This is a genomic window from Sediminibacterium sp. FW305-C-49 (genome assembly GCF_058231085.1).
In genome coordinates this window covers 1,450,143-1,464,681 of record NZ_JBIQXS010000002.1, presented here as the reverse complement: position 1 = coordinate 1,464,681, position 14,539 = coordinate 1,450,143, and the positions used below count along the sequence as shown (strand labels likewise).

Sequence of the window (14,539 nt, the reverse complement as noted above, 5' to 3'; positions counted from 1 at the left end):
GGTAGTTATTATTGTAATGATCTGTATTCCGTGGGTGATATCCCCGTTTTCTGTTTAAATAAACGGGTAAAATGCTGCGGATATTTAAACCCTAAATGATAAGCCACTTCAGCAATGGATTTGTCGATGTCGAATATTCTTTCTTTGGCAAGATCAATTACTTTTTCCTGGATGTATTCCTGTGCTGTTTTTCCTGTTTCCTTTTTAATCAGATCCCCGAAATAACTGGCTGATAAATGCAGTTCGCCAGCGAAATAAGCGACTGAAGGTAAACCGAACTGTTGTGGCTTGTCTGTCTGAAAATATTCTTTCAGCAAGGTCTCAAATTTTTGCAGTACCCCCTGATGGGGTTTCTCTCTTGTAATAAATTGTCTGTCATAAAAACGTTCGCAATAGTGGAGAAAAAGTTCAATGTTTGAAACGATTAGTTTCTTGCTATGCTTATCTATGGCACGTTCCAGCTCATATTCAATTTTGGAGAAACAATCGAGTATGATTTTTCTTTCACGGTCAGATAAATGAAGTGCTTCATTCGACTGGTAACCAAAAAAATGATAATACTGTATATGTTTTCCAAGAGAAGTGCCATGAATCAGGTCGGGATGAAAAACCAAAGCATATCCTTTCGGCTGATACATTTCACCATTGCTTTTAACGCCTGCAACCTGTCCGGGCCCAATAAATACCAGCGTACCTTCCTGGTAATCGTAGGTATGCCTTCCATACACAAGATCGCCACACTTAACATCTTTCAGGAAAATGGTATAAAACCCAAAATACATACGCGATCCGGCTCTTGGATCCGCTTTCGACAGGTCGACGACACTCACAAGAGGGTGTAGTGTTTCATTGTTGTTGAATGCGTTGTATTGATCAACGGTTTCAAAACGCCGGATGATATCTTCCATCACTGGTTATTTAATGCAATCAAATGTACAGTTTTAGCAGGCTGTTGCTGATTCCTTACCACACTATCCGGAATTATGGTAAGAGAAACCGTAAAATGTATAACAGATGGCTTTTGATAAAAAGGACCTTTGTAGAGAGGTGGTTTTACGGTATGCCCATAAAAGGCATACATATAAAAAAATGCTGACCTTTTGTTTATAATCAATTATTCCGATTGAGAAAAAAGTCGGAACTTACTCCTTCCTAAATCTGTACTAAAAAACATACTTGATTTAATAAATCATATACACATGGCAATCATTAAACTACATGTAAACGGAAAAGAAAAAGAAGTAGATGTGGATCCCCGTACCCCGGTTTTATGGGTATTGCGTGAACACCTCGATCTCCCCGGTACCAAATTTGGCTGTGGGGTAGCATCCTGCGGCGCCTGTACCATTCATCTGGATGGCATAGCAGTGCGATCATGCCAGTTGCCGGTAGCGGGAGTGGCGAGTAAAAAAATTACCACCATTGAGGGTCTTTCTGAAAATGGGGATCATCCATTACAAAAAGCATGGCTTGAACACGATGTGCCTCAATGTGGGTATTGCCAGACCGGACAGATTATGTCTGCAGCAGCTTTGTTAAAGAGTAAACCAAACCCCACAGACGCAGAAATTGATGCGGCTATGAATGGTAATATCTGCAGATGTGCTACCTACCTGCGTATTAAAGCTGCTATTAAAACGGCGGCCAAATCTTAATCACTTTAAATGCTCGTCAAATGTCAACTCAACATAATTTCAACAGAAGGTCTTTCTTAAAAGTTTCATCATTGGCCGGCGGCGGATTGATGATCAGTTTCAGTTCACTGGCCGGATTAATTGGTATCCCGGGAATGGAAGATGCGGCAGGAGATAAGACACTGGAGTTAAACAGTTTCATCAAAATCAGTGAAAATGGCCAGATCACATTGGTTTCATCCAATCCTGAATTCGGTTCAAACGTAAAAACTTCCATGCCCATGATACTGGCAGAGGAACTGGATGTAGACTGGAAAGATGTAATAGTAGAACAGGCCGATTTTGCACCCAAAAAATTTGAACGTCAATTTACGGGAGGCAGTCAGGCCATACGCTCAGCCTGGAGACCACTTCGCAATGCCGGAGCAGCCGCAAGACAAATGCTGATCAGCGCAGCAGCCCTTAGCTGGAATGTACCTGCCGAAGAAATTACCACAGAGAAAGGCGTACTGTTTCATCAGTCATCCGGTAAAAAAGCAGGTTATGGTGAAATGGCTGCCAAAGCGGCAACACTTCCTGCTCCTAAAAATGTACCGTTAAAGAAACTGGCTGATTTCAAAATCATTGGCTCATCAAAAAAGAATGTGGATGGTAAACACATCGTTACAGGAAAGCCTTTGTTCGGAATGGATTATAAAACAGAGGGCATGTTAATCGCCATGGTGATACATGCGCCTGCATTCGGACAAAAAGTAAAATCATTTGATGCCACTGCGGCCAAAGCCATGCCGGGTATTAAAGATGTATTCAAAATTGAAACACTGGCCGATACCTATGAACGAAATGCATTCGATACGACTTCATTTACCGATATGGTTGTTGTAGTAGGTAAAACGACTTGGGAAGTGATGAATGCAAAAAAAGCAGTGAAAGTAGAATGGGAGAATCTGGCAGATAAATCTGTAGTGGTCAACGGTTGGACAGGCAAAAGTACCGTTGTGATACCGGGTGGATTGGAAAGTACAACTAAGCATAAAGCTGAAATGGCCGCTAAAGCCAAACAACCCGGTAAAGTATTGCGAAAAGACGGTGATCCGGAAGCTGCATTTAAAACAGCAGCCAAAGTGTTGGAACGCACTTATACTGCGCCATTCCTTGCACACAATACCATGGAACCCGTGAACTGCTTTGCACATGTAACAGCGGATAAAGCCGAGATATATGCACCTATCCAGATACCCATGTTTATTATGCAGGCTTTGACTGCACGATTGGGTTTGCCGCAGGATAAAATACATATCAGGCTGGCCCGAATGGGCGGTGGTTTTGGGTTAAGGGCCTATGGCCATCACCTGGTGGAAGCGGCAGTAATTTCTCAAAAACTCAATGCGCCGGTAAAACTTGTTTATACCAGAGAAGATGATATGACTTATGGTATTTATCGTCCCATGTACACCGCAACTTATAAAGCAGCGTTGGACAAAGACAATAAACTCATTGCCTTTCATGTAAAAGCAGGTGGTATTCCTGAAAGCCCGATAGACGGATCTCATAACAGGTTTCCTGCAGGTGCTGTAGACAATTTCCTGGCAGAAGAGTGGGAGATCAATTCAAATATTACCATTGGTGCTTTCCGTGCACCTGGTTCTAATTTCATGGCCAGTGCAGAACAATCATTCCTGGATGAACTGGCAGAACTCGCTAAAAAAGATCCGATTGATTTCAGACTGGAACTATTAGAAAGAGCTGCCAAAAATCCGGTGGGAAAAAACAACGACTATGAAGCAGACCGTTATGCAGGTGTGTTGAAACTGGTGAAAGAAAAATCCAAATGGGGTACTCCCGGTGCAAAAGTCTCACGTGGGGTATCGGCTTATTTCTGTCACAACTCCTATGTAGCACAGGTATTGGATATCGTGATGAAAAATAATAAACCTGTGGTTGAAAAAGTATATGCAGCAGTTGATTGTGGTATCGTGGTAAACCCGGATGCAGCTGCGAATATGTCGGAAGGAGGCATTATTGATGGTATCGGTAATGCGCTGTATGGTGAACTGACTTTTGTAAATGGTGTACCGCAAAAAAATAATTTCAATGCATACCGCATGATTCGTCATTCAGAAGCACCAAAAGCGATAGAAGTACATTTTGTAAAGAATGAAAAAGATCCGACCGGATTGGGAGAGCCTTTATTTCCGCCCATTTTTGCGGCAGTCGCCAATGCTTTGTATAAAGCAACAGGTAAACGTTTTTACAACCAGCCTTTTGGCAAAGATTTAGGAATATAAAAGAAGAAAAATAACGTATGAAGAAAATTTTCATGGTTTTGATAGCTACCGGTTTTATTATTACCGGACGTGCTATTGTGCAAAACAATACACCGCAAAGTATCAACAGGGGAAAAGAAGTATATGAACTCTATTGCCAGAACTGCCATATGGCAGATGGTAAAGGAATGGGGGAGATCAATCCACCACTGGCAAAAGCTGATTATATGAAAAAGCCAGCCAATACACTGATCGGTGTTATATTAAAGGGCTCTACCGCGAGTATGACCATCAATGGAAAAAAATACCTCGGAGCCATGCCCGCGCAGGAATACCTGAATGATGAACAGATTGCCGATGTACTCAATTATATCAAAAACAGTTGGGGAAATAAAATCCCGGGCACCATTACACCTGCTATGGTAAAAGCGCAGCGTAAGTAAGTGGGTACAAGAAATTGTTATGCACGAAATAGTTGCAATCATAAAAGCATACCAGCAAGCAACAGCAGCCGGTAAAAAAACGGCGCTTGCAACAGTGGTACATGTAGAAGGCTCTTCATACAGAAGACCCGGAGCCCGTATGTTGATTACCGAAGAAGCCGAACTCACTGGCTCTATCAGTGGCGGATGTCTGGAAGGAGATGCATTTCGTAAAGCATTGCATGTTATATTGTCGGAAAAACCGATGCTGGTAACTTACGATACCGCCGATGATGATGACGCGAAATTCGGAATGGGACTGGGTTGTCAGGGTGTGATCCAGGTATTGATAGAACCATTACAGGGAGAGAGAGGAGCAGCCATTGTTGATTTACTAATAAAAGCTACGGCATCAAGACAAAAATCTGTACTGCTTACTTTGTTTTCTATTCAGGATAAAAGAGCGCCGCAATATGGTTCCTGTTTTTTAGTAACGGAACAACAGGAAGTGTTTGGTACAATACCACTATTAGACAATACAGTGCTAAGAACTGAGTTGAAACAGGTTATGGAACTGCAAAAATCTTCATTCAGCAAATATGAAAATAAAGGAGCAGAAATAATTGCATTTGCCGAATTTATTCAGCCTCCTGTATCATTGGTGGTAATTGGAGCCGGCAATGATGTAATACCACTAGTTAAAATGGCTGAAATTTTAGGCTGGCAGTCGACTGTGATAGATGGAAGACCGATGTATGCCAGTAAGGAAAGATTTCCGATGCCATCCTGTATGGTGGTACACGCAAAAGCAGATCATTTGCTCGAGCATATAACAATCGACGACCGTACCGTATTTGTGCTGATGTCTCATAATTACAACTATGATCTTTCGATTTTAAAATCGCTGATAAACAAAGAAGTATTGTATATAGGTGTACTGGGTCCTCATAAGAAAATGAAAATGATGATGGATGAATTGGCCGGAGAGGGAATCGAATTATCGAAACAGCAGCGTGAAGCTATCCATGGACCTGTTGGATTGAATATTGGTGCCGAAACAGCAGAAGAAATTGCAGTCTCCATCATCGCAGAAATTCAATCTAAACTCACTGCATCGAATGCCGAACAGTTACGTACCAAACAGGATGCTATTCATCATCGAGCCGATCTGGTCATAAAAGCGGCATCACCATCCGTCTGAACATGATGAAATCAACCTCCACTGCTGTATTGATATTAGCTGCCGGTGCTTCCAGGCGACTGGGTAAACCCAAACAGCAACTTCTTTTTCATGACCAGACATTGTTACGTCGTATCATCGCAACCGCTACTGATCTGAAAGCAGGTCCTGTGCTGGTTGTATTGAATAGCGAAACCTTGCTGCCGGAGTCTGACACCTTCAAAACGATTATCAACCACCGGTGGCAGGAAGGCATGTCAACATCCATTCATTGCGGTATTGAAACATTGCAAAAAACATTCCCATCCATTGAAACGGTCATTGTTACTGTTTGCGATCAGCCATATGTGTCGGTTGGGTTGTTGCAGGAAATGATAGACACATATCAGCAGACAAAAAAGCCGATGATTGCGTGTGTATATGCAGATACCATTGGTACGCCCGTATTGTTTCATCAAAGTATATTCGGGGAATTAAAGGAATTAAGCGGTGATAAAGGGGCAAGACATCTGTTAAATAAAGACCAGCATCGGGTAGGATTGGTTAACTTTCCACTTGGAGATATTGATATTGATACTGAGGAAGATTATGAGCGATTGATTAAACAATAAAACATGATTGTAGACACGCATAAAAGGGTACATAATTACTTACGCATATCGTTAACGGATAATTGTAATCTCCGTTGCTTTTACTGTATGCCGGAGGAAGAATACGATTTTGCTTCCGCTCAGCAATTGATGCAGGTTGATGAAATTGAAGCATTGGCAAAATTATTTGTGAGTCAGGGAGTCAATAAGATCAGGTTAACAGGTGGAGAGCCATTGGTAAGAAAGGACGCAAAAGAAATTATCAGACGACTCTCTCAATTGCCGGTTACACTAACACTTACAACCAACGGAACCAGGTTACACGACTTTATTGAGGTATTGAAAGAAAGCAATGTACAATCAGTCAATATCAGCTTAGACACTTTAGAGGCTGATAAATTTCAATTATTGACAAAAAGAGATCAGTTTAATATTGTTCAGAAAAATATTGAACTCATGATCACCCATGGTTTTCACACCAAAGTAAATGTGGTGGTGATGCGTGGTGTAAATGACAATGAAATCATTGATTTTATTGAATGGACAAAAGACCTGCCTCTGCATGTACGCTTTATTGAATTCATGCCTTTTAGTGGTAACCGCTGGACAAGCAATAAAGTATTTACACTGGAGGAAATATTAGCGGTAGTTGCTGAACAGTATGAATTCATTCCATTGCAGGCAGAAAAAAACGATACAGCCAAGAAATTTATGATACCAGGCCACCAGGGAACATTTGCCGTGATCAGTACCATGAGTGCCCATTTCTGCGGCGACTGTAACCGCATTCGATTAACAGCAGATGGCAAAATGAAGAATTGCCTTTTTTCAAAGGATGAAGTTGATTTATTGACTCCATTGAGAAATGGCGAAACAGTATTGCCGCTGATTCATCAATCCATCTCAACAAAAGCGGCACAACTGGGAGGACAGTTTACGCAGGATTATGAACAGTTGGAAGCCAATATTATTCAAAACAGAAGTATGATCACCATTGGCGGGTAGACGCACATGGGTTAAATAATTGAAGATGATGATCAGTGTACCAGAAGCCAGGAAAATAATTCAGCAACATGTTAAGGCTTTACCACCTGTGCAAATGAAGTTACAGGATGCGGCTGGTTACAGATTAGCAGTAGATATACTGGCACCCCTCGATATACCAGCTTATCCGCAATCTTCCATGGATGGGTATGCTTTTTCTTTTTCCGACTGGCAGTTGAATACAGAACTTTCTGTTAAAGGAGAAATGGCTGCAGGTAGCAATAAGAAACTTGAGATTGAACCAAAAACTGCTGCCCGTATTTTTACAGGTGCACCTGTTCCTCATGGAGCAGATACCGTGGTGATGCAGGAAAAAACCAATATTAAAAACGATCAGTTACAAATTCAGGACGAACAATTGAAGCAAGGCGCAAATGTTCGTTTACAGGGATCTGAAATCAGGAAAGGGGAGCTTGCAGTAAAGTCAGACAGCATCCTAACACCTGCTGCTATTGGTTTTCTGGCAGGAATGGGTGTTACAGATGTTGTTGTGTTTCCACCGCCAGCCGTTACAATTATTATTACCGGGAATGAATTACAAAGCCCTGGTCAGCCGTTAGCGTATGGAAAGGTATATGATTCCAATTCCTTTGCATTGAAAGCTGCTTTACAAGCATATGGTGTAAAAGGAGTACAGGTGGTACAAGTGCCGGATGTATTGGATCAATTAACTGTCAAATTGCAGCAGGCATTGGAACAGTCTGATCTGGTATTATTAACAGGTGGGGTGAGTGTGGGTGATTATGATTTTGTGCTCGAAGCGGCTACACGCTGTAGCATCACCAAAATATTCCATAAAATTAAGCAAAGACCAGGCAAACCACTTTTCTTTGGAACAAAAGAATCTAAACTCATTTTTGGATTGCCAGGTAATCCATCTTCTGTACTCACCTGTTTCTATATGTATGTGTCGCAAGCGATAACAGCCATGAGCAATCACAATAATGGATTGACTAAGAAAAAAGTTCCACTTTCAAAGCCCTGCCAGAAAGCCGCAGGACTTACGCATTTTTTGAAAGGATATTATGATGGCCATACGGTGTTGCCACTTGGTGCACAGGAATCATATAGAATGCGTTCGTTTGCAGAAGCCAACTGTTTGATTGAAATAGAAGAGCAGGTTACAGATTGTATGGAAGGAACGATGGTCGATATTCATCTTTTATCTGTTTAATGATCTTTCATGGATAGTGTATTCCTATTTTATATTTTATTACTGGTGGTGGCGTTTCTCTATGCCTCAGTAGGACATGGCGGTGCCAGCGGTTACCTGGCATTGATGGCATTATTTAGTGTGGCGCCAGAAGTAATGAAACCTACTGCATTATTGTTGAATCTTTTTGTATCACTTACTGCATTTCTTCAATTTTACAGGGGAAAGCATTTCGTCTGGAAAGTATTTTTTCCACTGGCACTCGCATCGGTACCGATGGCATTTGTAGGGGGGCTTATTTCCATTGACGCCACGATCTATAAAAAAGTATTGGGAGTGTTACTGGTGTTTTCAGTCATTCGATTACTCATCCCGACAAAAAATAACACGGATCAACTAAAGCCGGCTCATTTTTACGGAGCCTTATTGATGGGAGGTATCATTGGATTACTGTCGGGAATGATTGGTATCGGAGGAGGTATTATCCTTTCGCCATTATTGATCTTTTTTAACTGGACCGATCAGAAACAAACGGCCGCTATCAGTGCCCTGTTTATTTTTGTAAATTCAGCTTCCGGTTTAATGGGGCAGCTGACGAATGGAATTCAGTTCGGTGTAGATATGTATGCGTATGTAGCGATTGCATTTGCGGGTGGGATAGCTGGTGCCTATTTTGGGTCGATGAAATTCAGGCAGAGTATGATGAAAAAAGTTCTGGCACTCGTGTTAGCTGTAGCATCGTATAAGTTATTATTCACAGCAGCATAATATAGAATAAGTTTAGTAAAACGTATGAAAATAACAGTTCTCTTATTTGGTCAGCTAGCGGAAACCATCGGTTCGAAAGAATTGCAGATGGATGGGTATGCGGATTCAGTATCATTGATGACTGCATTACATCAAAAGTATCCATTACTGGCACAATCAAAATATGTAATGGCTGTAAATCAGCAAATGATTGCAGGAAATACAAATTTAACCGATAACAGTGTAGTAGCTCTTTTGCCGCCATTCTCAGGAGGATAATATGCAAAAAGAAATTTCATACGAAAGATACCAACGACAAATGATACTCCCCGGATTTGGTGAGGAGGCGCAACAGCGATTGTCTGATGCACGCGTACTCGTAATAGGTGCGGGAGGACTGGGCTGTCCGACGTTGCAGTATCTCGCAGGTGCCGGGCTGGGTACTATTGGTATTGCAGATGGGGATACTGTATCGCTCAGCAACCTACACAGACAGATATTATTTCATACAACAGATATCGGAAAAAATAAAGCCGATGTGGCTGCAGATTATTTGCGAAGACTAAATCCTGAAATCAAAATCATTTCAATTCCTGAGCATGTAAACAACCTGCATTTACTGCAACTGATCACTGCATTTGATATTGTCATTGATGGCACAGACAATTTCGCTTCACGGTATATGATTAATGATGCCTGTGTGCTGATGAAAAAAACATTGATCTATGGTGCTGTTTCAAGATTTGAAGGGCAGGTGGCTGTATTCAATTATCCTTTGGAACAAGGTAAACGCTCATGCAATTACCGCGACCTTTTTCCAGAGCCACCCAAAGAAGATGAAGTGCTGAATTGTGCAGATGCGGGTGTAATAGGTGTGCTGCCCGGAATGATTGGTGCTATGCAGGCCAGCGAAGCGATTAAACTGATTACGGGTTTGGGAGACCCCTTGGTTAATCAGTTATTGACTTTTAATGCAATGACCAATCAGTTTTACATATTGAACATCGCAGCAAAAAAAGAAACGAATTCATTCATACCGGATACTGCAGCGGCCTTTGAGGCAACTGATTATGCCTGGCTTTGCGGTGGAACGATAAGTGTAAGCGAAATTGATGTGGAGACCTTCAATCAGTTCATACATCAAAACAATATTGATGTGGTAGATGTGCGTGAACCGGGTGAAATTCCACTGATCAATGAATTTCAGCACCAACAGATTCCTTTAACACAGATTGGAACTGCAGCAAAGCAACTGAAAAGTGACACAGTTGTTGTATTTTGTCAGTCTGGAAAAAGAAGCCGGCAGGCTGTTAAACTATTATCAGAACAGTTTGGTACCACTAAAAGCATCCATAGTTTAAAGGGTGGAATTGTAGCCTGGAAGACATTTTGTCAAACAAAATGATATGAAAGAAGTAAAACCTAAAAATATATTTGTTCAGGGTAGTATACCTGCTTCATTTATTGGAGAGAGTATCCAGAAACATAGTTCTAAAACGGGTATAGGTGGACATAGTATTTTTCTCGGTCAGGTTCGTGCAGATGAAATCAATGGGAAAAAAGTTACTGCTATTGATTATACCTCGTATGAAGAAATGGCTTTGCAAAAGATGCATGAGATCAGGGAAGCGATTTTTGAGAAGCATGCATTAACCTGTATGCATGTATACCACAGCTTAGGAAAAGTATTGGCAGGAGAAATCTGTCTGTTTGTTTTTACATCAGCGCCCCATCGCAAAGCTGCTATGGAAGCCTGTGATGAGCTGGTAGAAAAAATCAAGGCTGAACTACCTGTATGGGGTGCAGAACTGTTTGAGGACAATAGTCATCAATGGAAAGTGAATCAATAATTATGGTTGACATAACATCAAAATCAAACACTCTTCGCGAAGCCATTGCTACGGCAACACTTACTGTATCCAAACAGGAAACAATCGATGCCATTCGTAACAGGCAGGTACCCAAAGGTGATGTATTCGAATTTTCAAGAGCCGCCGGATTACTGGCCATCAAAAAAACCAGTGATGTCATTCCCGACTGTCATCCTTTACCCATTGAATTTGCTGCGATCAAGCATGAAATAAACGGACTGAGTATTTTAATTACGGTTGAAGTACATACCATATACAAAACAGGGGTAGAAGTGGAAGCCATGCATGGCGCATCTGTTACTGCATTAACCATGTACGATATGCTGAAGCCATTGGATAAAGGCGTTGAAATAACCAATATCAGGCTGGAACAAAAGAAAGGAGGAAAAACAGATCAATGGCTGGAGCATGCAAGCGAATTATCCTGTGCAGTCATTGTTTGTTCTGATACGGTCTCCGCAGGAGAGAAGGAAGATGCTTCGGGTCAACTCATCGTACAAAAAATGGAGCAACTGGGTGTTAAAGTGGCGGCTTACCAGGTTATTCCCGATGATATTCAACAAATACAGGATCGGTTAAAAACCTATGTTGATCAGGACTGCCAGCTAGTATTGTTTACCGGCGGAACGGGTCTGTCACCACGCGACATTACACCCGAAGCCATTGAACCTTTGCTCGACCGGGTTGTTCCGGGTATCATGGAAGCAGCAAGAAATTATGGACAGCAACGTACACCCTACGCTATGTTATCTCGAGGGGTGGCGGGTTATGTAAAAAATACCCTGGTGATTACATTACCCGGGTCTGTAAAAGGCGTGAAAGAAACAATGGATGCTTTATTTCCGCATGTGCTTCATTTGTTCAAAGTGGCGAAAGGCGAGCGTCATGAATAATATCCATCGGCTAATAAAACCCTTCGCCAACCCAAACAGGTAGCTTTCAAAAGCAGTTGACCGATTTTTGATGATTTGGCTTCTGTTTTTCTCAGATAATACTTAGTTTACAATTCACTTAAATCCATTTCTGATATGCCGAAGTATAATTTCACCGTTAACAATAAACCGGTATCTGTTGAAGCGGATGCCGATACCCCTTTGCTTTGGGTATTACGAGACCAGTTAAACCTGGTGGGTACCAAATACGGTTGTGGTGTGGCGCAATGTGGTGCCTGTACCATTCATTACAATGGGAGCCCTGTACGTTCATGTCAGTTTCCCGTTTCGGCGGTAGGAACAGGAAAAGTGGGTACCATTGAAGGATTGAGTGAAAAAGGAGATCATCCGGTACAACAGGCATGGATAGAAATGGATGTGGCACAATGTGGTTATTGCCAGTCTGGCCAGATCATGGCTGCAGTGGCTTTACTGAAAAAGAATCCAAAGCCCACCGATGAAGAAATCGATTCCACCATTACCAATATCTGCCGTTGCGGAACCAATGTCCGTATACGCAAAGCCATTCACCTGGCTGCATCAAAAGGAGGTAAGCTATGAGTATTCCATCTGTATCAAGAAGAAATTTCCTGAGAGTGAGCATGATCGCCGGAGGTGGTATGCTTGTTGGTTTTTCAACCTTGGGTAATGATGAAAAGCAGGAACTGGAAGCATCACCATTTTCTCCAAACGTTTATATTAAAATAGCCCCGGATGGTAAGATTACACTGGTTTCGCCCAATCCCGAAATTGGTCAGGGGGTAAAAACTTCTCTCGTAATGCTTATTGCAGAAGAGATGAATGTTGACTGGCAAAAAATACAGGTTGAAATAGCGCCACTCGATGCAAAATATGGTAGCCAGACAACAGGTGGTAGTGGTGCCATCAGGAGCCGTTATACACCGCTCAGGCAGGCAGGTGCCACAGCGAGGGTATTACTGATAGCTGCTGCTGCGGATACATGGAGCGTAGCAGCCGCTGATTGTTACGCAGAGAATGGGTTTGTTGTGAATAAAACATCGGGTAAAAAACTTTCTTTTGGGGAACTGGCTACCAAAGCGGCTTCCATGCCGGTACCAACCAATGTTCCTTTAAAAGATCCCAAAGAATTCAAGATCATCGGAACCCGTATCAAAGATGTAGATGCCCAAGCCATCGTAACCGGAAAACCATTGTTTGGTATAGATACGAGAAGAGAAGGAATGTTATTTGCTGTAGTGGCACGTCCACCTGCACACGGAAAAAAATTGCAGTCATTTGATGACAGTGCCGCCTTAAAAGTGAATGGCGTAAAAAAAGTAGTACAGGTAAAAAGTAGTGTAGCTGTTCTGGCAACTTCAACCTGGGCTGCTATTAAAGGAAGAGCAGCATTAAAAATAAACTGGGAAGATGCATCGAAACTTGAAAGCACAGGCGATCATGAAAAAACATTTAAAGATTTATTGAGTAAACCTGCCGCTACACCCAACCGTAATGATGGGGATGTTGATGCGGCCATGTCATCAGCAACAAAACTGCTGGATGTATATTATGAAGTACCGGTGTTATCGCATGCACAAATGGAACCTCTGAATTTTTATGCAGATGTACGCGATGGTAAAGCCGACTTATATGGCCCTACACAGGTACCACAAAATCTTGTGACTACTGTGGCACGGGAGCTGAATATTCCTGCAGCAAATATTTCATTGGGCTTACCCAGACAGGGTGGAGGATTCGGAAGAAAATTACGCCCCGATAACGGAGTAGAAGCCGCATTGATTTCACAGGCTGCTCAATGTCCGGTACAGGTACAATGGACACGTGAAGATGATATGCAGAACGATTTTTATCGAGCAAGCGGGATGTTCCGTTTCAGGGCAGCTATAAAAGATGGTAACCTGGAAGCATGGCAGCAGTCATTTGCCTGTTTAAGTAATGGAAGAAGTCCCGACACTTACCCTGCAGGCGCTTTAAAAAACCTGCGGATTGAAAGCCATAGCTTACCTACCAATATTCCAACCGGCCCATGGCGTGCACCTACACATAATGTGCAGGCATTTGCCAATGAATGTTTTATGGATGAAGTGGCAACAGAACTAAAAAAAGATCCTGTAGCACTACGTCTTGAGTTATTGAAGAAAGCCAAAGAACAACCGGTTGGAAGATTGGCTTATGAACCTGATAAATTCATCAGTGTGATAGAACTGGTGGCTAAAATGAGTAACTGGGGTAAAACAACACCCAATACTTATCACGGATTTTCAACCTGGTTTTCTTTTAACAGTTATGTGGCGCAGGTAGTAGAATTACAGATGGAAAAAGGCAAACCCAAAATAACAAAAGTGTATTGCGCCGTTCATTGTGGTAGAGTGGTGAACCTGAGTGGTGCTGAAAACCAGGTACAGGGTGCAGTAGTGGATGGATTAGGCCATGCCATGTACACCAAGCTTACGTTTAAAGATGGTGCAGCGGTGCAAACCAATTTCGGCCCTTATAATTTTGTGAAGATGCGTAATACACCATTAGATGTAGTGGTAGAATTTGTACCATCCGAAGAAAATCCAACCGGATTGGGAGAACCCGGTCTGCCACCTATTGCACCGGCACTGGCCAATGCCCTGTTTGCTGCAACAGGCAAGCGATTTAGAAGAATGCCATTTACAGACGATATACAGTTCGCCTAAAAGAAAATTGCGACTGAGCACTCAACATCAGTC

Annotated in this window: 15 protein-coding genes; 14 read left to right on the top strand and 1 reads right to left on the bottom strand. The window is 42.1% G+C overall.

The features are described 5' to 3' along the window. Positions 1-8: 8 nt before the first annotated feature. The gene (locus tag ACH3Z1_RS13940; RefSeq protein ID WP_490822605.1) at positions 9-908 is read right to left on the bottom strand and encodes a helix-turn-helix domain-containing protein; all 900 of its coding nucleotides are present in this window, start codon (positions 906-908) and stop codon (positions 9-11) included. Between the two features lie 291 nt (positions 909-1,199). Between ACH3Z1_RS13940 and ACH3Z1_RS13935 the strand changes: the two genes are divergently transcribed. The 14 genes from ACH3Z1_RS13935 (at position 1,200) to ACH3Z1_RS13870 (ending at position 14,506) form a co-directional block, all read left to right on the top strand. Beyond that, positions 1,200-1,655, top strand: a complete 456-nt coding sequence (locus ACH3Z1_RS13935; protein WP_490822604.1) for a (2Fe-2S)-binding protein — start codon at positions 1,200-1,202, stop codon at positions 1,653-1,655. A 20-nt stretch (positions 1,656-1,675) separates the two neighbouring features. Then, positions 1,676-3,922 carry a xanthine dehydrogenase family protein molybdopterin-binding subunit gene (locus ACH3Z1_RS13930; RefSeq protein ID WP_490822603.1) on the top strand — a complete coding sequence of 749 codons (2,247 nt, stop codon included), beginning with the start codon at positions 1,676-1,678 and terminating at the stop codon, positions 3,920-3,922. A gap of 17 nt (positions 3,923-3,939) precedes the next feature. After that, positions 3,940-4,344 (top strand): c-type cytochrome, encoded by a 405-nt coding sequence (locus ACH3Z1_RS13925; protein ID WP_490822602.1) that lies wholly within the window; start codon positions 3,940-3,942, stop codon positions 4,342-4,344. Between the two features lie 19 nt (positions 4,345-4,363). Beyond that, a complete protein-coding gene (locus tag ACH3Z1_RS13920; RefSeq protein WP_490822601.1) occupies positions 4,364-5,524 on the top strand; it encodes an XdhC family protein in 1,161 nt (386 codons plus the stop codon). 2 nt (positions 5,525-5,526) lie between these two features. Continuing rightward, positions 5,527-6,114 (top strand): nucleotidyltransferase family protein, encoded by a 588-nt coding sequence (locus tag ACH3Z1_RS13915; protein ID WP_490822600.1) that lies wholly within the window; start codon positions 5,527-5,529, stop codon positions 6,112-6,114. Positions 6,115-6,117: 3 nt separating this feature from the next. Beyond that, on the top strand, positions 6,118-7,098 hold the full coding sequence (gene moaA, locus ACH3Z1_RS13910) for a GTP 3',8-cyclase MoaA (RefSeq protein ID WP_490822599.1): 981 nt from the start codon (positions 6,118-6,120) through the stop codon (positions 7,096-7,098). Between the two features lie 25 nt (positions 7,099-7,123). After that, positions 7,124-8,311: a molybdopterin molybdotransferase MoeA gene (locus tag ACH3Z1_RS13905; RefSeq protein WP_490822598.1), complete on the top strand. Its 1,188-nt coding sequence runs from the start codon at positions 7,124-7,126 to the stop codon at positions 8,309-8,311. A gap of 9 nt (positions 8,312-8,320) precedes the next feature. After that, the gene (locus ACH3Z1_RS13900; RefSeq protein ID WP_490822597.1) at positions 8,321-9,058 is read left to right on the top strand and encodes a sulfite exporter TauE/SafE family protein; all 738 of its coding nucleotides are present in this window, start codon (positions 8,321-8,323) and stop codon (positions 9,056-9,058) included. A gap of 24 nt (positions 9,059-9,082) precedes the next feature. Then, complete coding sequence (locus ACH3Z1_RS13895) at positions 9,083-9,316, top strand: MoaD/ThiS family protein (RefSeq protein ID WP_490822596.1); 234 nt, start codon at positions 9,083-9,085, stop codon at positions 9,314-9,316. Between the two features lies 1 nt (position 9,317). Next, entirely contained in the window at positions 9,318-10,442 is a 1,125-nt protein-coding gene (gene moeB, locus ACH3Z1_RS13890) for a molybdopterin-synthase adenylyltransferase MoeB (RefSeq protein ID WP_490822595.1), read from the top strand. Between the two features lies 1 nt (position 10,443). Beyond that, positions 10,444-10,887, top strand: a complete 444-nt coding sequence (locus tag ACH3Z1_RS13885; RefSeq protein ID WP_490822594.1) for a molybdenum cofactor biosynthesis protein MoaE — start codon at positions 10,444-10,446, stop codon at positions 10,885-10,887. Between the two features lie 2 nt (positions 10,888-10,889). After that, positions 10,890-11,801, top strand: coding sequence for a bifunctional molybdenum cofactor biosynthesis protein MoaC/MoaB (gene moaCB / locus ACH3Z1_RS13880; protein ID WP_490822593.1), 912 nt, complete (start codon positions 10,890-10,892; stop codon positions 11,799-11,801). A 135-nt stretch (positions 11,802-11,936) separates the two neighbouring features. Next, positions 11,937-12,401, top strand: a complete 465-nt coding sequence (locus ACH3Z1_RS13875) for a (2Fe-2S)-binding protein (RefSeq protein ID WP_490822592.1) — start codon at positions 11,937-11,939, stop codon at positions 12,399-12,401. Beyond that, a complete protein-coding gene (locus tag ACH3Z1_RS13870; protein ID WP_490822591.1) occupies positions 12,398-14,506 on the top strand; it encodes a xanthine dehydrogenase family protein molybdopterin-binding subunit in 2,109 nt (702 codons plus the stop codon). The genes ACH3Z1_RS13875 and ACH3Z1_RS13870 overlap by 4 nt, the downstream gene beginning before the upstream one ends. The last annotated feature ends 33 nt before the right edge of the window (positions 14,507-14,539 follow it).

Coding starts and splice junctions, on each gene's coding strand:
- ACH3Z1_RS13900 (WP_490822597.1), top strand. CDS start 8,321: ATGGATAGTGTATTCCTATTTTATATTTTATTACTGGTGGTGGCGTTT.
- ACH3Z1_RS13940 (WP_490822605.1), bottom strand. CDS start 908: ATGGAAGATATCATCCGGCGTTTTGAAACCGTTGATCAATACAACGCA.
- ACH3Z1_RS13915 (WP_490822600.1), top strand. CDS start 5,527: ATGATGAAATCAACCTCCACTGCTGTATTGATATTAGCTGCCGGTGCT.
- ACH3Z1_RS13905 (WP_490822598.1), top strand. CDS start 7,124: ATGATGATCAGTGTACCAGAAGCCAGGAAAATAATTCAGCAACATGTT.
- moaCB (WP_490822593.1), top strand. CDS start 10,890: ATGGTTGACATAACATCAAAATCAAACACTCTTCGCGAAGCCATTGCT.
- ACH3Z1_RS13885 (WP_490822594.1), top strand. CDS start 10,444: ATGAAAGAAGTAAAACCTAAAAATATATTTGTTCAGGGTAGTATACCT.
- ACH3Z1_RS13875 (WP_490822592.1), top strand. CDS start 11,937: ATGCCGAAGTATAATTTCACCGTTAACAATAAACCGGTATCTGTTGAA.
- moeB (WP_490822595.1), top strand. CDS start 9,318: ATGCAAAAAGAAATTTCATACGAAAGATACCAACGACAAATGATACTC.
- ACH3Z1_RS13930 (WP_490822603.1), top strand. CDS start 1,676: ATGTCAACTCAACATAATTTCAACAGAAGGTCTTTCTTAAAAGTTTCA.
- ACH3Z1_RS13870 (WP_490822591.1), top strand. CDS start 12,398: ATGAGTATTCCATCTGTATCAAGAAGAAATTTCCTGAGAGTGAGCATG.
- ACH3Z1_RS13895 (WP_490822596.1), top strand. CDS start 9,083: ATGAAAATAACAGTTCTCTTATTTGGTCAGCTAGCGGAAACCATCGGT.
- moaA (WP_490822599.1), top strand. CDS start 6,118: ATGATTGTAGACACGCATAAAAGGGTACATAATTACTTACGCATATCG.
- ACH3Z1_RS13925 (WP_490822602.1), top strand. CDS start 3,940: ATGAAGAAAATTTTCATGGTTTTGATAGCTACCGGTTTTATTATTACC.
- ACH3Z1_RS13920 (WP_490822601.1), top strand. CDS start 4,364: ATGCACGAAATAGTTGCAATCATAAAAGCATACCAGCAAGCAACAGCA.
- ACH3Z1_RS13935 (WP_490822604.1), top strand. CDS start 1,200: ATGGCAATCATTAAACTACATGTAAACGGAAAAGAAAAAGAAGTAGAT.